We start from the raw sequence: 16,391 nt of genomic DNA, 5'->3' as shown, positions 1-16,391 counted from the left end.
GGGGCACTTGAGGCATTCGACGTATAACCGGGGCCAATCCGGACATGAAATCCGGAAAGTGTCCGGATATCGGTCAGCCGACTCCGGCGTTCAGGAAAATCCCGCCGTCGACGACGAGGGTCTGGCCGGTGATCCACTCCGACTGCGCGGAGGTCAGGAACGCTGCCGCGCCCCCGATGTCCTCGGGGAGGCCGAGCCGGCCGAGCGGATAGGCGGCGGCCGCCTCCGCCTCACGGCCCTCGTACAGGGCCTGTGCGAACTTCGTCTTCACCACGGCCGGGGCGATGGCGTTGACCCGCACGAGCGGCGCGAATTCGTGCGCCAGCTGGAGGGTCAGATTCACCATCGCGGCTTTGCTCATCCCGTACGCGCCGATGAAGGGAGAGGCCGAGATGCCGGCGACGGACGCGATGTTCACGATTGCACCGCCGTGATCCTTCTGCCAGGCGTGCCAGCTCCGCTGGGCGAAACCGAGCGCGGAGATCACATTGGTCTCGAAGACCTTACGGGCCACGCCCAGGTCCAGATCGGCGATGGGGCCGAAGACCGGGTTCGTCCCGGCGTTGTTGACCAGGAAGTCCAGCCGGCCGAAGCCGTCCATGGCCGCCTCGACGGCGGCGGCCTGGTGGGCCAGGTCGTGGGCCTTGCCGGGGACGGCGATGACCCGGTCGGCACCGAGCCGCTCCGCGGCCTCCTTGAGGGCCTCCTCGCCGCGCCCCGTGATGACGACCCGGTCGCCGCGGGCGACCAGCGCCTCGGCGATGCCGTAGCCGATGCCCCGGCTCGCGCCGGTGACGAGGGCGACCTTGCCGGAGAGCTCCGGCCGTTCGTTCGCGGTCATGACCGCCTCCTCTCGCTGCTGCGCCGGTACGTCAGTTGAGCGGGCCGCCGGCCACGTACATGACCTGGCCGGAGACAAAGCCGGCGTCGTCGCCCGCGAAGAAGGCGATCGCGTTCGCGACGTCCTCGGGGCGGCCGACGCGCTGGACGGGGATCATGGAGGCGGCGGCGGCCTGGAACTCCTCGAAGCCCATGCCGACGCGCTCGGCGGTCTGCGCGGTCATCTCGGTGACGATGAAGCCGGGGGCGACGGCGTTGGCGGTGACGCCGAACTTGCCGAGCTCCTTGGCGAGCGTCTTGGTGAGGCCCTGCAGGCCCGCCTTGACGGCCGAGTAGTTGGCCTGGCCGCGGTTGCCGAGCGCCGAGGAGGAGGAGAGCGAGACGATCCGGCCGAAGCCCGCGTCCACCATGTGCTTCTGGCAGGCCTTCGCCATCAGGAAGGCGCCCTTGAGGTGCACGTTCATGACGAGGTCCCAGTCGGACTCGGACATCTTGAAGAGCAGGTTGTCGCGGAGCACGCCGGCGTTGTTGACGAGGATCGTCGGCGCGCCGAGCTCGGCGGCGATCCGCGCGACGGCGGCCTCCACCTGGGCGCCGTCGGAGACGTCGCAGCCGACGGCGAGGGCGGTGCCGCCCGCGGCCGTGATCTTCTCGACGGTGTCCTTGCAGGCCGCCTCGTCGAGGTCGAGTACGGCGACGGCGCGGCCCTCGGCCGCGAGGCGGAGCGCCGTGGCGGCGCCGATGCCTCGTGCGGCACCCGTGACGACGGCTACGCGCTGCTCGGTGGTGGACATGCTTGGTTCTCCTCGCCCTTGGATCGACCCTGACCGCGGACGGACCGCCCGCCCCGCTCACGCGTCCCGCACATGAGCGACCGCTTAGTATCGTCCGCAGAACGAGACGCTAGAAGCGATGGCACCCGGTGTCAACGGCCCACCGGGTGCACCTGGTCACTCCCCGTGGCGGGAGGGAGACATCGGTGGGCTCAGCGGACCAGCAGATCCAGGAGGCGTTCCACCTCGGCCTCGGGGTCGGCGGTGAGTCCCGTGTGGACGGGGCCCGGCTGCACGACCGTGGAGCGCGGGGCGATCAGCCAGCGGAAGCGCCGGCCCGCGTCGTCGCGGGCGGCCTGCCCGGCGTCGTCGCCGCCGAGGCAGACGCCCTCGACGGCGCGCAGCGCGGCCCGGACGCCCGTGACGTCCGCCGCCGGGTCGAGGACGGCCAGCTTGGCCTCGTCCAGATGGGTGCGGGCGGCCACGTAGGACTTGGCGCGGCAGTAGACGACCACGCCCGCGTTGAAGCACTCGCCGCGTTCGACCCGCGGCACGACGCGCAGCAGCGCGTACTCGAAGACATCGCGGTCGGTCACGTGGTGCTGTCCTTCTCGGTGGAGTGCGCCCGGGGCGCGAGGCGCTCGGCCAGCCAGCCGGGGGGTTGCTGGGGCCGGTTCTCGGTGCGGGGGCCGAGCGTGATCCGCTCGTGGATGGTGGCGGCGCGGGGCAGGAGCGCCTCGACGTAGGCGGCGCGCACCTCGTCGGTGGTGGAGAAGCCGGGTTCGTCGACGAGCCACTCGTCGGGCACGTCGGCGGCGACCTCGTCGAGCAGCTCGCGGGTGACGAGCGGCGCGAGTTCGGCGGCCGCGGCGGCGACGTCCGGCGCGAAGGGCGCGAGGGCGTGGTCGGAGGCGTCGTACGGCTTGGCGGCGGAGGCCTGCGCGCCCGGCCAGTTGTGGTGCCAGATCATGGTGGCGCCGTGGTCGATGAGCCACAGGTCGCCGTGCCAGACCAGCATGTTCGGGTTCCGCCAGGACCGGTCGACGTTGTTGATCACTGCGTCGAACCAGACGACCTTGCCGGCCTCCTTGGGGTCGACCTCGTACGCCAGCGGGTCGAAGCCCAGCGAGCCGGGCAGGAAGTCCATGCCCAGGTTGAGCCCGCCGCTCGCCTTGAGCAGCTCCTGGACCTCCTGGTCGGGCTCGGAGAGCCCGATGACCGGGTCGAGCTGGATGGTGACGAGCTCCGGGACGCGCAGCCCGAGCCGGCGGGCGAGCTCCCCGCAGACGACCTCGGCGACGAGGGTCTTGCGACCCTGTCCCGCGCCCGTGAACTTCATGACGTACGTGCCGAGGTCGTCGGCCTCGACGATCCCGGGGAGCGAGCCGCCCTCACGCAGGGGCGTGACGTAGCGGGTCGCTGTCACTTCTGTAAGCATTCGCCCAGGCTATCCAGTCCTCCACCTGGCAGAGCGCCGGCCCGGGCGTCGCTGCGAGGCCCGGGCCGGTTGTTCAGCTTGTTCGGTTCGTTCAGCGGGTGGGCTCCTGCATCGTGACGCAGTGCGCGCCACCGCCGCCGTTGCCGTAGAGGTTGTCGAGGTTGAGCTGGACGACGGGCCGGCCGTAGGCGGCCGCGATCGCCGTCTTGGCCGCCGCGTCCTTGGCGGTGTCGCCGAACTGGGTGGTGATCACCGCGCTGTTGGTCACGGTCCAGTTCATGTACGAGCTGAGGAAGTCCTGTCGCTTGCCCGCCGAGATGCGGGGCAGGGTGTCGGGGCCCTCGATGGTGAGGACCTGGAGGCGGCGGCCCTTGGCGTCGGTCGCGTTGACCAGGACGTTGTGCATGGCCTGGGCGTTGGCCGTCCAGACGTCGGGGCGTACGGCGCCGGCCAGCTGGACCATCACCACGCCGGGCTTGATGTACCGGGCGGTGCCGTCGATGTGGCCGTCGGTGACGTCCTGCCCGGTGACGCCGGGCAGCCAGATCATCTTCGTGGCGCCGAAGCGGGACAGCAGCTCCGCCTCGACCTGGCTGCGCGACTTGCCGGGGTTGCGGTTGCTGTTCAGCCAGCAGCTCTCGGTCGCCATGAGGGTGCCGTCGCCGTCGTACTCGATGCCGCCGCCCTCCCCGACCACGGACGCCTTGGCGAACGGGACGGCGTTGTAGGCGGCCACCTTCCCGGCGAGCACGCGGTCCTTGGCGTAGGCGGAGGCGGGGAGGCCGTAGAAGGTCGTGGCGTTCTCGCCCCAGGCGTTGAAGTTCAGGCCGAAGGCGTCGAGACCGCCGGCCCCGTCCACCCGGAACAGCGGGCCGGTGTCCCGCATCCAGCAGTCGGAGACCGGTATCGAGCTGATCACCGTGACGGTGGATCCGCAGGCCGTCCTGGCCTGCGAGGCGGCCGACGAACCGTCCGCGCACATGATCACCGGCTCGTACTTGGCGATCTCCTTGGCGAGCTTGGCGATGTCGGCCTGGATCTTGGACAGCAGGTTGCCCCAGATCGTGTAGCTGGACGGCCAGGCCATCCAGGTCCGCTTGTGCGGGGCCTCTTCCCCGGGAACGCGCCAGGACGCGGCCTGGGCCGGCTGGATGCCGCCGAGTACCGGTCCCACCGCCAGACCGGCCGCGACCGCTCCGGTGCGGGTCAGGAGAGTTCTGCGGTTGATGCCCGGGGTGCCGCCGTCGTGCTCTGTCTTCACGTGGTGCTCCTTCTCGCGGAGGTTCTGTACGTGCGGGGCGGGACGTTCAGTGGAGTGGCGCCAGGAGCCCCTCCTCCCGGACCAGCCGGCGCTCGGTGGCCAGATCGAGGCTCCGGGCGAAGGCCCAGTAGAGGGCGCCGGCCACGGGCAGGCCGACGAAGATCGAACAGTCCACGCCGCCGAGGAGCTTCGCGACGGGACCGACGTAGAGGCCGGTGATGACCATGAACGGCGCCATGCACGCGAGACCGATGCCGTAGGCGAGGTTTCCCCGCCAGCCCCACCGGCCGTAGATGCCGTGCGGGTCGAAGATCTCCTTGACGACGTACTGGCCGCGCCGGACGAAGAAGAAGTCGACCAGGTTGACGGCCGTCCACGGGATGAACAGGTACGTCAGGACGACGACCACGTTCGCGAAGAACCAGTTGAACTGGTCGATGCCGACGGCGGTGGAGACCGTCCCGACGGCCACGAGCATGATCCCGATCGTCGCGACCCTTATGGTCCGCGTCGGCTTGACCGGCCGGAACGAGTCCATGATCGAGATCATGGTGAGGCTGCCGCCGTACTGGTTGATCGCCATGATGGAGAGCAGCCCGACCAGGAGGACGACGACCGCGACCGTGCCGAACCCGCCGAACAGCCGATCGGCGGAGAGTTTCAGGGCGGTGACCGGGTCGGTGCCCTCGGGAGCTCCGGCCGAGACCACGGCGCCGAGGAGGAACACCCAGATCCCGGAGACCGCGCTGGGCAGGTAGGTCCACCAGAAGGTGCTGCGCACGGGGACGTCGGGTCTGAGGTAGCGCGAGTAGTCCGAGACGTACGGCGCCCAGCCCAGCTGGAAGCCGGCGACGAAGACGAACACGAGCATGAACGGCGCGAGGTCGAACGGGCCGGCGTCCCAGACGCCGTCGGGCAGCCCCCCGCCGAAGAGGGCGGACACGGTGACGGCTGCGGTGACCACGACGAACGGCCAGGTGAGCCACTTGTTCAGCCGGTGGATCCACTCGTATCCGAACAGGGCGATGACGGTCGCCACCGCGGCGGCCAGCACATAGCCGAGCCCGTTGGGGATCCCGGTGAGCAGGTTCATGGCCTGACCGGACAGCAGGGCGTCGGAGGTGTTGAAGGCGATGTAGTTGACGAGGGCGAACACCCACACGGTGAGCGCGGCGCCGAGGTATCCGAACTGCGCTCTCGACTGGACCAGTTGGGGAAGGCCCAGCCGGGGCCCCTGGGCCGAGTGGAACGCCATGAAGAACGTCCCGAAGAGCGATCCGAGGACGGTGGCGACCACCGTCCAGACGAGCGAGGCCCCCATCGACAGCGTCACCACACCGGTCGCCAGACCGGTGAGGTTGAGGCTGCCGACGAACCAGATGGCGCCGACGTTCGAGGGCGTGCCGTGCCGTTCGGAGAGGGGCACCCAGTCGATCGAGTGCTGTTCGATGCCCGCAAGGGGTGCGGAGTCGTGCGGCTGCGAGGCAACTGGCCCCATGTGGGCTCCTGTTCAGGGGTGCTTCCATGAATCCGCGCGGCGGCCCCGAGCTTCCGGGGGCCGATCGGGTGCGCTCACAGTAGGGACTGACCTAAATTTCAGTCAATGCTTCTGACAGGCTGGACTGACGGAAATTTCAGCAGGGGTCCCGGCCGCGATGACGCCGGTGCCAGTTGCTTCTCGTGGGACCTCGGTTACCGGACGGGCTGCTGCTGGGTGACGCAGTGGATGCCGCCGCCGCCCGTGCCCAGGCGGTCGATGTTCAGCTGCTCGACGACGCGGTCCGGGTAGAGCCGGGCCAGGGTCGCCTTCGCCGCCTCGTCCGCCCGCCGGTCGCCGAACTGGGCGCTGATGACGGCGTCGTTGCAGAGGTAGAAGTTGGCGTAGGAGGCGAGGAAGTCCCGGTTGGTGGAGCGGATCTTGGTGTAGTCCGGGCCCTGGAGCCGCATCGTGTCCATGGCGCGGCCGGTGGCGGTCGTCGAGGCGGACAGGATGCCGTACTGCTGACGCGCGTCGCGGGCGTAGGCGTCGGTGTCCGCGGCGACGGGCATCTGGACGAGCGCCTCCCCCGGGGCGAGGAAGCGGGACGTGGCGTCGACGTGGTCGTCGGTGATGTCCTGGCCGCGGACGCCGTCGAACCAGATCACCTTGGAGGCGCCGTACGCGTCGCACATCGCCGCCTCCACCTGGCGCTCCGACATCCCGGGGTTGCGGTTGCGGTTCACCAGGCTGCTGCGGGTGGCCATGAGGGTGCCCGCGCCGTCCTGCTCGATCGCGCCGCCCTCGCCGACCAGGTCGGCGTAGGTGAACGGGACGCCGGCGTAGGCGGCGACGCGCTCGGCGACGAGGGCGTCCTTGGCGTGGGTCTGCTTGTCGCCCCAGCCGTTGAAGTTGAGGCCGACGGCGTCGAGGCCGCCCCGGCCGTCGGTCCGGAAGACGGGGCCCGAGTCGCGCATCCAGCAGTCGTCGACCGGGACGGTGCTGATGACGGTGACCGTGGATCCGCACATCTGGCGGGCCTTGGCGGCGCTGCCGGGGTTGGCGCACATGACGACGGGTTCGTACGTCGCGATCGTCCGGGCGATCAGGGCGATGTCCGCCTGGACGCCGCTCAGTTTGCCCGGCCAGATCGCGGTGCTGTCCGGCCAGGCCATCCACGTACGGGTGTGGCGGACGTCCTCGACGGGGACGCGGAAGGCGCCACCGGCCGCGTCGGCCCGTTCGGGGAGGGTCGTGGCGAGGGCGGCGCCCGCGGCGGTCAGTCCGGCCGCCGCGAGGAAACGACGCCTGGTGAGACCACGGCCCGCGTGTCGGGCGACAGCGTGATCGTTCATGGTTGACCTCCAGTGTCAACGTGCCTGTGCGGTGTGGGGGTTCGCGAAGGAGGGTGGGCATGCCGGACACCGCTCGGTCCCTCGTGACCGGGCGAGGTGCGGTGATGCGGTGGCGTGGTGATGCGGTGGTTCAGCAATGCGGTGGTGCTGTGCTGCTGCGGGCTGTGGTGCTGTGGTGCGGTCAGAGCGCCCGGCGGGCCGCGGCGATCGCCTCCGGGTCCCAGCCGGGGCGGGGTACGGATTCCAACAGCAGTCGGGTGTACGGGTGTTGGGGCGCGGCGAGCACCTCGGCCGTGGGTCCCGCCTCGACGACGCGGCCCCGGCGCATGACGAGGACCTCGTCGGTGACGCAGCGGACCACGCCGAGGTCGTGGGTGATGAACAGGTAGCCGATCGCGGTCTGTTCGCGGATGTCGGCGAGCAGGTTGAGGATCTGCGCCTGGACGGACACGTCGAGGGCGGCGACGGCCTCGTCGAGGACGAGGACGGCCGGTTCGACGGCGAGGGCGCGGGCGATGGCGACGCGCTGGCGCTGCCCGCCGGAGAGCTGCCGCGGCCGCGCGTCGGCGGCGCGGGTGCCCAGGCCGACCTGGTCGAGGAGTTCCCGGACGCGCCGGTCGTGGTCGGTGCCGGGGAAGTGCAGGCGCAGGGTCTCGCGCAGGACCTGTTCGACGCTGGTCCGGGGGTCGAGGGAGAGGTAGGGGTCCTGGAAGACCATCTGGACCTCGCGGGCCCGGGCCAGCCGGGCGGACCGGCCGCCGCTGCGCGCGCCGCGGGCCCGACCCCGTACACGGACCTCGCCGGCGTCGGCGCGTTCCAGACCGACGACGATCCGGGCGGTGGTCGTCTTGCCGGAGCCCGACTCGCCGACGATGCCCAGTGACCCGCCCTCGGGAAGGGTGAAGGACACGTCGTCGACGGCGCGGACGCTCCCGTAGGCGCGGTGGAGGCCGGCGGCCTCCAGGACGTACTCAGGCATCGACGGGGCTCCCTTCGAGACGGTCGCTGTGGTGACAGGCGGCCTGGTGGTGCGGCAGGCCCGGTGCGGGCCGCGGCTCGGGAGCCTGCTGCTCGCAGATCTCGGTGGCCAGGTGGCAGCGGGCGGCGAACGGGCAGCCGGGCAGCTCCTGCCGGAGGTCGGGGGGCTGGCCGTCGATGGCGTCGAGCCTTCCCCGGGGGGCGTCGAGGCGGGGCGTGGACGCGAGCAGCGCCGAGGTGTACGGGTGCCGGGGCCGCGCGAAGAGGGCTTCCGCGGGGCCGCTCTCCGCGATCCTGCCGGCGTACATGACGTACACGCGGTCGCTGATGGCGGCGGCGAGGTCGAGGTCGTGGGTGACGAAGAGCAGACCGGTGCCGAAGCGTCGGCGGAGTTCGGCCAGGAGGGCGATGACCTCGGCCTGGGTGGTGACGTCGAGCGCGGTGGTGGGCTCGTCGGCGAGGAGGAGGGCGGGGTCCCCCATCAGGGCGGCCGCGATCATGACGCGTTGCAGCATGCCGCCGGAGACCTGGCCGGGGTACTTGCGCAGGGCGGAGTCGTCCAGACCGACCGCCCGGAGGAGTTCGGCGGCCCGGGCCGTGGCGTCCGCCCGGCTCATGCTGCCGGTCAGCGTCACGCTCTCGGTGAGGAAGTCGCCGATGCGGCGCAGGGGGTTGAGGGCGGCGCGGGGGTCCTGGAAGATCATGGCCACCGTGCCGGTGCGCAGGGCGCGCAGCCGGTCGGCGTCCATGGTGAGCACGTCCTCGTCGCGTACGCGGACGGAGCCCTCGACGACGGCGCCGGGCGGCAGCAGGTTGAGCGCGCTGCGCGAGGTGAGGGTCTTGCCCGACCCCGACTCGCCGACGAGGGCGACGGTCTCTCCGGCGGCGACGTGGAGGTCGACGCCGTCGAGGACGGGGCGGGCCGTGCCGGGCAGGGTGATGCGCAGCCCTCGGACGTCGAGCGTGTGCGGGGAACTCGGGGAACTCGGGGAACTCGGGGAACTCATGGGGGTCATCGGTCTCTCCTGGCGACGCGGTCGGCCCAGCGCTCTCCGACCACGTTGAAGGCGACGACGGTGAGCACGATGAACGCGCAGGGCAGGATCGCGGACAGCGGGTAGCCGTGCTGGACGGCGGTCTGCCCGTCGAAGACCATGCGGCCCCAGTCGGGGGTGAGCGCGGGGACGCCGAGGCCGAGGAACGACAGGCCGGCGAGGTCCATCAGTGCGTAGCCGAAGTTGATGGTGGACTGGGCGAGGACGACGGGGGCGATGTTGGGCAGGACGTGGCGCAGGCAGATCTGGAGGGCCGAGTGCCCTTGGACCTGGTAGGCGCTGACGTAGGGGCGTGCGCGTTCGGCCAGGACGAGGGAGCGGGTGAGCCGGCTGACGTACGGCAGGTAGGCGATGGAGAGCGCGATGACGGGGGCGAGCAGGCCTTCGCCGTAGATCGAGATGATCAGGATCGCCAGGAGCATGCCGGGGAACGCGAAGACCAGTTCGGTGCTGCGTGACAGGACGGAGTCGAGCCAGCCGCCCCGCCAGGCGGCGGCCATGCCGACCGCGACGCCGGCGACGGTGGAGAAGACCACGACGCCGAGGGGTCCCAGGAGCGAGGTGCGGGCGCCGAGGATCAGCCGGGAGAGGGTGTCGCGCCCGGCGGCGTCGACGCCGAGCAGGTGTTCCGGGGAGGGGGCGGCCAGCGCGTTGCCGAGGTCGATGGCGTTGGGGTCGTACGGCACGAGCCAGGGCGCGAGGAGCGCGGCGGCGGTGACGAGGGCGACGAAGCCGAGGCAGACCAGGTAGAGCGGGGACCGGGCGGTGCGGACCTTCGCGAGGCCGGGCCTGCGGGTCAGGACGGCGGTCATACGGAGGAACTCCTCGATCCGAGGGTGATCCGCGGGTCGACCAGCGGCAGCAGCAGGTCGACGATGAGGTTCACGGCCATGAAGAGAGCGACGATGATCAAGGAGATCGCCTGGACGGTCGGGAAGTCCTTGGTCGTGGTGGACAGCTCCAGGAGCTGGCCGACGCCGCCGATGCTGAAGGCGGTCTCGACGAGGATCGTGCAGACCAGCAGGGTGGAGACGATCAGGCCGCCGGTGGTGAGGACGGTGCCCAGCGAGTTGCGGAAGACATGGCGGCGGATGACCTGGCGTTCGGGGACGCCACGGCTGCGGGCGACCGTGACGTGCTCGCTGTCGAGGGCTTCGGCCATGGCGGACCGGGTGACCCGGGCGAGCATGCCGATCAGATAGAGCGCGAGGGCGATCGCGGGGAGGGTGAGGTGCCAGATCTTGTCGAGGAAGCCTTCGCCGGAGCCGCTGCTGGGGAACCAGCCGAGGTTGACGGCGAAGAGTCCCTGGAGCAGGACGGCCGCGACGAACGACGGGGTGCCGACGGCGAACGTGGTCCCGACGAGGATGGCGGAGTCGGTGCGTCCGCCGCGTACGGCGGCGACCCGGCCCAGGACCAGGCCGATCACCGTGACCACGGCCAGTGCCATGACGACGAGGAGCAGCGTGGTGGGGAGGCGGTCGGCCAGGAGGCGGGAGACGTCGGTGCGGTAGGTGATGGAGCGCCCGAAGTCCCCTTGGACGATGTCGCCGAGCCAGCTGAGGTACCGGACGAAGAAGGGGTCGTCCAGGTGGTACTGGGCGTTGATCGCGGCGAGGGCCTCCGGCGAGGCGGAGCGTCCGGAGAGCAGGAAGCTGGCCGGGTTGCCCGGTGCCAGGTACATGGCGCCGAAGACGACGAACGACGCGGCGAGCAGGGTGGCGGCCATCTCCGCCACCCGGCGTGCGGCGAATCTGACGAAGTTCACTTCGCGGCCCCCGCGTCCGCTGCCCCGACGTCCGCGGCCCAGGGGTAGTACATGTACGCGATGGTGGTGGGGGCGCCGGTGATCCGCTTGTTGAGGAAGACGGCGGTGGGCCACTCGGCGACCGGGATCCACAGGAGCTGTTCGGCGGCGTGCTTCTGCAGCTCGGCCTCGATCTTCAGCCGCTGGTCGGGCTGGTAGACGGCGGTGGCCCGGTCGACGAGGGAGTCGTAGCCCTTGTCGCTGTAGCCGGCGAAGTTCATGTACGCGCCGGTCTTGAAGTTCGTCAGCAGGTCCAGCGGGTCGGTGATCGAGTCGTAGTAGGTGAGCGGGAACATGTCGATGCCCTCGCGCGCCTCGGGGTCGGTGAAGAGCGCCGTGAACGCGTTGGGGGCGATCGTCTTGAGGTTGATCTTCAGCCCGATCTGGCTGCCCGCGGCCTGGACGGCGGTGGCGAGGAGGGAGACGTCCTGGCCGATGGAGCTGGTGGCGACGGTCAGGGACGTGCCGGTGGCGCCGGCCTCCTTGATCAGTGCCTTGGCCTTCTCGATGTCCTGGGCGGCGGGCGGCAGTGCGCCGAAGGCGGCCTGCAGGGTCTGCTCCGAGGCTCCGGCCCAGGCGGCACGGGTGGTGAGCGAGGTGGTGACGGTGCCCGCACCGCCGAGTCCGGCCTTCACGAACCCGGTCCGGTCCAGCGCCAGGGACAGCGCCTTGCGGACCCGGATGTCGCCGAGCGGGCCCTTTATGTTCGTGATGTTGACGTTGACCGTGCTCAGGCCCTCGCCGAAGTACAGGGTGCCGAGGCCGCTGTCGCGCAGGCGGCCGTAGCTCTCGGTGGGGATCAGGTAGCCGCCGTCTACATCCCCGCTGAGCATGGCGTTGGTGCGGGCCGAGGGATCGGTCAGGACCCGGAAGACGGCCTTCTTCGCCTTGGCCTTGGTGCCCCAGTAGCCGTCGAAGCGCTCCAGCTCGATCGACTGGCCCTTGCTCCACGTGCCCAGCTTGAACGGGCCGGTGCAGGCGAGGTCGCCGGTGGTGCCGTAGTCCTTGCCCGCCGCCTCGACGCCGGCCTTGGAGGCGACGACGCCCGCCGCGGTCGCCATGTACTGGGGGAACTGGGAGTCGGGCTTCTTGAGCTTGACGGTGACCTGGAGCGGGCCGGTCTTCCGCAGGGAGGCGACGTTCTGGAAGTTCTGCGCCCAGGCGGCGGCGTTGTTCGGGTCCCGCTGTCGGCCGAGGCTGTAGACCACGTCGTCGGCGGTCATCACCTTGCCGTCGTGGAAGCGCACGCCGGGGCGGAGGTCGTAGACCCAGGTGGTGGGGTCCGGGTTCGACGCCTTCCGCGCGAGGCCGGGCCGGAGGGTCAGCTCCGGAGTCCAGCGCATCAGGCTCTCGCACACGTTGGACAGGATCGTGTTCTGCGGGTAGTCGAACGCGAGCGTGTAGTCGAGGGTGGGCGGCTCGGCGTAGACGGCCCAGCTGAAGGAGTCGATCTCGCCGCGGGCCTGCGGCGTCGAGGCGGAGATCTTGACCTGGGCGCCGGTGACGTCGGCGCCCTTCGGCGGGCCGGAGCAGGCCGCGAGGGCCGCGAGGGAGGTCAGGGCGGCCGTCGTCACCGCGATCCGTCCGTGCGTGCCGCGGGGGCGTCTGCTGCCGGGGGGCAGGGGTGTGGTCATCGTCGCGCTCTCTTTCCGTGAGGGGTGCGGGGGCGGGAGGGCCGCTGGAGCGGCCCTCCGTGAGCGGTCCGTTCGCGGATCAGGCCGTGGCGGGTACGGCGGGGATCTGCTGCGTGATGCAGTGGACCCCGCCGCCGCCGTAGGCGATCGCGGGCGCCCGCACCCCGACGACCTTGCGGCCGGGGTACGCCGCGGCGATGACCGCGAGCGCTTCGTCGTCCTGGGGCACGCCGGCCACCGGGACGACGACGCCGCCGTTGGCCACGTAGTAGTTCAGGTAGGACACCTCGACCTCACCGCCGGCGACGTCGGCGAACGCGGTCTGCGGGATGTCGACGATCTCGAACGGGCGGCCTTTGGCGTCGGTGGTGGCCGCCAGCACCGCGCGGTTGGCGCGCATCCGGGCGTAGTCGGGGTGGGCGGGGTCGTCGGGCAGGGAGACGACGACCTTGCCGGGGGCCGCGAAGGCGCAGACGCCGTCGACGTGCCCGTCGGTCTCCGTGTCCAGCAGCCCGCCGTACGGAAGCCACACAACCTTGTCGACGCCGAGCCGGGATGTCAGTTCCGTCTCGATCTCATGCCGGTTCATCCCGGGGTTCCGGTTGGGGTGGAGCAGGCACTGCTCGGTGGTGATCAGGGTGCCTTCGCCGTCGACCGTGATCGCTCCGCCTTCGAGGATCATGCCGGAGGCGATGCGCTCGACGCCGAGGTGCTCCAGGAGGAGGGCGCTGACCCGGTCGTCGGAGTCGTACGGGTGGTGCTTGCGGCCCCAGGCGTTGAAGCGGAAGTCCACTCCGGCGCGGTTGCCGTCGGCGTCGAGGACGAAGATCGGGGCGGAGTCGCGGAACCAGGAGTCGTCCTGCGCCAGCTCCACCACGGTGATCTCGCCGCCGCACGCCGCCCGGGCCTCCTCGCCGTGGCCGGGCGGCGCGACCATGGTCACCGGTTCGAAGGCGGCGATCGCGCGGGCGACGTTCGCGTACTCCTCCTTGACGTCGTTCAGCACGCTGCCCCACAGGTCCTCCCTGACGGGCCAGGCCATCAGGCACCCCTCGTGCGCGGACCACTCGGCAGGCATACGGAATGCAGTCATCACGGGTCTCTCTTCGTTTCGCCAGAAGTACCCGTCGGCGGCGGCCGGCTCAGCCTGGCGGGAGCGCGGGACAGGTACGCGGTGTGAACAGCATCCTTCCTTCGACTGAAAATTCAGTCAAGAGAAGGGACACGGCTTTGGAGATTCAGCCAGCAAGGCCGGAATCAGAGGAAGTACAGCCTGCTCAACGAGACCTCCTGCGCCGGCTCGGAGCGCATCGGGGCGCCGTCGAGGGTCACCAGGCCACTGCGCGGATCGACGTCCACCTGCCCGAGACGGGCGTTGTGCAGCATGTCGGCCGGGCCGATGCCACGGGTTCCCCGTACGGCGACGCGGCGGCGGCGGGTACCCAGGGTGTCGTACGGCGAGCCGAACGAGCCCGCCTCGGCGGCGGCGCGGCTGACGAAGGCGACGGAGAGATCGGCCGGCGCAGCCCCGTGTGCGCCGAAGAGCGGGCCCAGGACCAGGGGCTCGCAGGTGTCGGTGGCGGCGTTCGGATCGCCCGTGACGCCGTAGGCCGGGAACCCGGACTTGAGGACCATCTGCGGCTTGGCCCCGAAGAAGGGCGGGCGCCACAGCACGATGTCGGCCAGCTTGCCGATCTCGATCGAGCCGACCTCGTGGGCGAGGCCGTGGGCGATCGCCGGGTTGATGGTGAGCTTGGCGATGTACCGGAGGACGCGCGCGTTGTCGTCGTGTGCGCCGTCGCCCTCCAGCGGGCCCAGCTCTGCCTTCATCTTCCCGGCCATCGCGAACGTGCGCCGGACGGTCTCCCCCGCCCGGCCCATGCCCTGCGCGTCGGATGAGGTGATCCCGATCGCGCCGAGGTCGTGCAGGACGTCCTCCGCGCCCATCGTCCCGGCCCGGATCCGGTCGCGCGCCATCGCGGCGTCGCCCGGAAGGTCCGTCTTGAGCGCGTGGACGGAGACGATCATCCCGTAGTGCTCGGCGATGGCGTCCCGGCCGAAGGGCAGGGTGGGGTTGGTGGAGGAGCCGATGACGTTCGGCACGCCCGCCATCTTCAGCACGTTGGGTACGTGCCCGCCGCCGCAGCCCTCGATGTGGAAGGCGTGGATGGTCCGGCCGTCCAGGACCCGCAGGGTGTCCTCCACCGACAGACACTCGTTCAGGCCGTCACTGTGCAGCGCGACCTGTACGTCGTGCTCCTCGGCGACCCGCAGCGCGGTGTCCAGGGCCCGGGTGTGGGCACCCATGTCCTCGTGCACCTTGAAGCCGCAGGCACCTCCCTCCGCCAGCGCCTCGACCAGGGGCGCCTCGTCGGAGGCGGACCCCCGGGCGAGGAAGCCGATGTTGACCGGCCAGGCGTCGAAGGCGCCGAACCCGAGCTTCAGCGCCCAGGGGGAGTTCACGCCGACGCCCCAGCTCGGACCGATCTCCTGGCCGATGATCGTGGTGACGCCGGAGGCCAGTGACGCCTCCATGATCCGCGGCGAGAGCAAGTGGACGTGGGTGTCGATCGCACCGGCCGTGGCGATCAGGCCCTCGCCCGGAATCATCGTGGTGCCGGTGCCGACGACGACGTCGACACCGTCGAGGGTGTCGGGGTTGCCGGCCCGGCCGATCGCGTGGATCCGGCCCTCGCGGATGCCGATGGACACCTTCCGCACGCCCTGGACGGCGTCGATCACCAGGACGTTGGTGATCACGACGTCACACGTGTCGCGGACGGCCGCGGCCTTCAGATGCATGCCGTCCCGGGCGGTCTTGCCGAAACCGGCCAGGAACTCGTCGCCGTACGCCTGCGCGTCCGACTCCACCCGTACGACGAGTCCCGAGTCGCCGAGCCGGACCCGGTCCCCCGCACGGGGGCCGTGCACGGTGGCGTACTCGTGCGGGTCGATGTGCCGGCTGCTGCCCGGCGCGCAGTGGTCACTGTGTCTGCTGGGCTTGCTCATCGCTCTGCCTCTTCCGCTCCCAGGTAGCCGCAGGCGGCGGCGCGCTTCAGGGCCTCGGTCTTCGCGCCGGGCGCGTCCAGCGGCCCGTCGACCAGGCCCGCGAAACCGATGACGATCCGGTCCCCGCCCATCGGGACGAGTCCGACCTCGACGTCGGCACCGGGATCGAACCGGGTGGACGACCCGGCCGGGGCCGCGAGCCGCATGCCGAACGCGGCGGCGCGGTCGAAGTCGAGCCGGGGGTTCGACTCGAAGAAGTGGAAGTGCGAGGTCACGCTGACCGGGACCTCGGCCGTGTTGCGGACCCACAGGGAGGTCACACGCTCCGGCTCCGGCAGGACGTCCGTGTGGGGCAGGACCGCACCGGGTGCGCCCTCGCCGTGCTCCACGTCGCCGAAGGGGGCGCTGATGACGGCCAGTCGGGTGCCGTCGTCGAACACCGCCTCGACCTGGATCTCCGTCACGATGTCGGTGACGCCGGGGAGGACGTCGTCCGGACCGAGGACACCGCGACCGCAGTCGAGGGCCTCGGCCAGCCGGAGGCCGTCCCGCGCGGCCTCGCAGACCGTGTCGGCGATCAGCGCCGTCGCTTCCGGCACGTTGAGCCGCAGCCCGCGCTCCAGGCGCGTCCGCGCGAGCTGGGCGGCGGTGAAGAGCAGCAGCCGGTCCCGCTCGGTGGGTGTCAGAGGCATGCCGCCCCCTGACGTACGGGCCTGGTCACACGCATGAGGTCCCTTCCTTTCTCCGGAATGCCGGGGACGCGG

Annotated in this window: 15 protein-coding genes; all 15 read right to left on the bottom strand. The window is 71.1% G+C overall.

Annotated elements, in window-relative coordinates; all coding sequences use genetic code 11:
• Window positions 1-73: 73 nt before the first annotated feature.
• Window positions 74-841 carry an SDR family oxidoreductase gene (locus ACZ6K0_RS26530; RefSeq protein ID WP_376397052.1) on the bottom strand — a complete coding sequence of 256 codons (768 nt, stop codon included), beginning with the start codon at window positions 839-841 and terminating at the stop codon, window positions 74-76.
• A 31-nt stretch (window positions 842-872) separates the two neighbouring features.
• Window positions 873-1,634 carry a 3-oxoacyl-ACP reductase FabG gene (gene fabG / locus ACZ6K0_RS26525; RefSeq protein WP_125743463.1) on the bottom strand — a complete coding sequence of 254 codons (762 nt, stop codon included), beginning with the start codon at window positions 1,632-1,634 and terminating at the stop codon, window positions 873-875.
• A 191-nt stretch (window positions 1,635-1,825) separates the two neighbouring features.
• Window positions 1,826-2,209: a DUF3037 domain-containing protein gene (locus ACZ6K0_RS26520; protein WP_056642038.1), complete on the bottom strand. Its 384-nt coding sequence runs from the start codon at window positions 2,207-2,209 to the stop codon at window positions 1,826-1,828.
• Window positions 2,206-3,051: a HipA family kinase gene (locus tag ACZ6K0_RS26515; RefSeq protein WP_376397057.1), complete on the bottom strand. Its 846-nt coding sequence runs from the start codon at window positions 3,049-3,051 to the stop codon at window positions 2,206-2,208. Before ACZ6K0_RS26515 ends, ACZ6K0_RS26520 begins: the two co-directional genes overlap by 4 nt.
• A gap of 91 nt (window positions 3,052-3,142) precedes the next feature.
• Entirely contained in the window at window positions 3,143-4,312 is a 1,170-nt protein-coding gene (locus tag ACZ6K0_RS26510; RefSeq protein ID WP_469232574.1) for an agmatine deiminase family protein, read from the bottom strand.
• Window positions 4,313-4,358: 46 nt separating this feature from the next.
• Entirely contained in the window at window positions 4,359-5,810 is a 1,452-nt protein-coding gene (locus ACZ6K0_RS26505) for a purine-cytosine permease family protein (protein ID WP_469232576.1), read from the bottom strand.
• A 194-nt stretch (window positions 5,811-6,004) separates the two neighbouring features.
• The gene (locus ACZ6K0_RS26500) at window positions 6,005-7,144 is read right to left on the bottom strand and encodes an agmatine deiminase family protein (RefSeq protein ID WP_376397066.1); all 1,140 of its coding nucleotides are present in this window, start codon (window positions 7,142-7,144) and stop codon (window positions 6,005-6,007) included.
• Window positions 7,145-7,325: 181 nt separating this feature from the next.
• Complete coding sequence (locus tag ACZ6K0_RS26495; protein WP_376397069.1) at window positions 7,326-8,123, bottom strand: ABC transporter ATP-binding protein; 798 nt, start codon at window positions 8,121-8,123, stop codon at window positions 7,326-7,328.
• The gene (locus ACZ6K0_RS26490; RefSeq protein WP_469232578.1) at window positions 8,116-9,138 is read right to left on the bottom strand and encodes an ABC transporter ATP-binding protein; all 1,023 of its coding nucleotides are present in this window, start codon (window positions 9,136-9,138) and stop codon (window positions 8,116-8,118) included. Before ACZ6K0_RS26490 ends, ACZ6K0_RS26495 begins: the two co-directional genes overlap by 8 nt.
• On the bottom strand, window positions 9,135-9,989 hold the full coding sequence (locus tag ACZ6K0_RS26485) for an ABC transporter permease (RefSeq protein ID WP_469232580.1): 855 nt from the start codon (window positions 9,987-9,989) through the stop codon (window positions 9,135-9,137). The genes ACZ6K0_RS26490 and ACZ6K0_RS26485 overlap by 4 nt, the downstream gene beginning before the upstream one ends.
• Window positions 9,986-10,945, bottom strand: a complete 960-nt coding sequence (locus ACZ6K0_RS26480) for an ABC transporter permease (protein ID WP_469232582.1) — start codon at window positions 10,943-10,945, stop codon at window positions 9,986-9,988. Before ACZ6K0_RS26480 ends, ACZ6K0_RS26485 begins: the two co-directional genes overlap by 4 nt.
• Window positions 10,942-12,618: an ABC transporter substrate-binding protein gene (locus ACZ6K0_RS26475; RefSeq protein WP_469232584.1), complete on the bottom strand. Its 1,677-nt coding sequence runs from the start codon at window positions 12,616-12,618 to the stop codon at window positions 10,942-10,944. The genes ACZ6K0_RS26480 and ACZ6K0_RS26475 overlap by 4 nt, the downstream gene beginning before the upstream one ends.
• A 79-nt stretch (window positions 12,619-12,697) precedes the next feature.
• Window positions 12,698-13,711, bottom strand: a complete 1,014-nt coding sequence (locus ACZ6K0_RS26470) for an agmatine deiminase family protein (protein ID WP_376397082.1) — start codon at window positions 13,709-13,711, stop codon at window positions 12,698-12,700.
• 164 nt (window positions 13,712-13,875) lie between these two features.
• The gene (locus ACZ6K0_RS26465; RefSeq protein WP_469232586.1) at window positions 13,876-15,627 is read right to left on the bottom strand and encodes an urease subunit alpha; all 1,752 of its coding nucleotides are present in this window, start codon (window positions 15,625-15,627) and stop codon (window positions 13,876-13,878) included.
• Window positions 15,624-16,319: an urease subunit gamma gene (gene ureA / locus ACZ6K0_RS26460; protein WP_376397087.1), complete on the bottom strand. Its 696-nt coding sequence runs from the start codon at window positions 16,317-16,319 to the stop codon at window positions 15,624-15,626. The genes ACZ6K0_RS26465 and ureA overlap by 4 nt, the downstream gene beginning before the upstream one ends.
• Window positions 16,320-16,391 lie beyond the last annotated feature (72 nt).

The sequence above is a fragment of the Streptomyces sp. NPDC042346 genome, assembly GCF_055581845.1.
This window is presented reverse-complemented; position numbering and strand designations above follow the sequence as displayed.

Excerpts from the sequence above, each read along its gene's own strand:
- ACZ6K0_RS26530 (WP_376397052.1), bottom strand. The coding sequence starts at position 841 with ATGACCGCGAACGAACGGCCGGAGCTCTCCGGCAAGGTCGCCCTCGTC.
- fabG (WP_125743463.1), bottom strand. The coding sequence starts at position 1,634 with ATGTCCACCACCGAGCAGCGCGTAGCCGTCGTCACGGGTGCCGCACGA.
- ACZ6K0_RS26515 (WP_376397057.1), bottom strand. The coding sequence starts at position 3,051 with ATGCTTACAGAAGTGACAGCGACCCGCTACGTCACGCCCCTGCGTGAG.
- ACZ6K0_RS26505 (WP_469232576.1), bottom strand. The coding sequence starts at position 5,810 with ATGGGGCCAGTTGCCTCGCAGCCGCACGACTCCGCACCCCTTGCGGGC.
- ACZ6K0_RS26500 (WP_376397066.1), bottom strand. The coding sequence starts at position 7,144 with ATGAACGATCACGCTGTCGCCCGACACGCGGGCCGTGGTCTCACCAGG.
- ACZ6K0_RS26495 (WP_376397069.1), bottom strand. The coding sequence starts at position 8,123 with ATGCCTGAGTACGTCCTGGAGGCCGCCGGCCTCCACCGCGCCTACGGG.
- ACZ6K0_RS26490 (WP_469232578.1), bottom strand. The coding sequence starts at position 9,138 with ATGACCCCCATGAGTTCCCCGAGTTCCCCGAGTTCCCCGAGTTCCCCG.
- ACZ6K0_RS26485 (WP_469232580.1), bottom strand. The coding sequence starts at position 9,989 with ATGACCGCCGTCCTGACCCGCAGGCCCGGCCTCGCGAAGGTCCGCACC.
- ACZ6K0_RS26475 (WP_469232584.1), bottom strand. The coding sequence starts at position 12,618 with ATGACCACACCCCTGCCCCCCGGCAGCAGACGCCCCCGCGGCACGCAC.
- ACZ6K0_RS26470 (WP_376397082.1), bottom strand. The coding sequence starts at position 13,711 with ATGACTGCATTCCGTATGCCTGCCGAGTGGTCCGCGCACGAGGGGTGC.
- ACZ6K0_RS26465 (WP_469232586.1), bottom strand. The coding sequence starts at position 15,627 with ATGAGCAAGCCCAGCAGACACAGTGACCACTGCGCGCCGGGCAGCAGC.
- ureA (WP_376397087.1), bottom strand. The coding sequence starts at position 16,319 with ATGCCTCTGACACCCACCGAGCGGGACCGGCTGCTGCTCTTCACCGCC.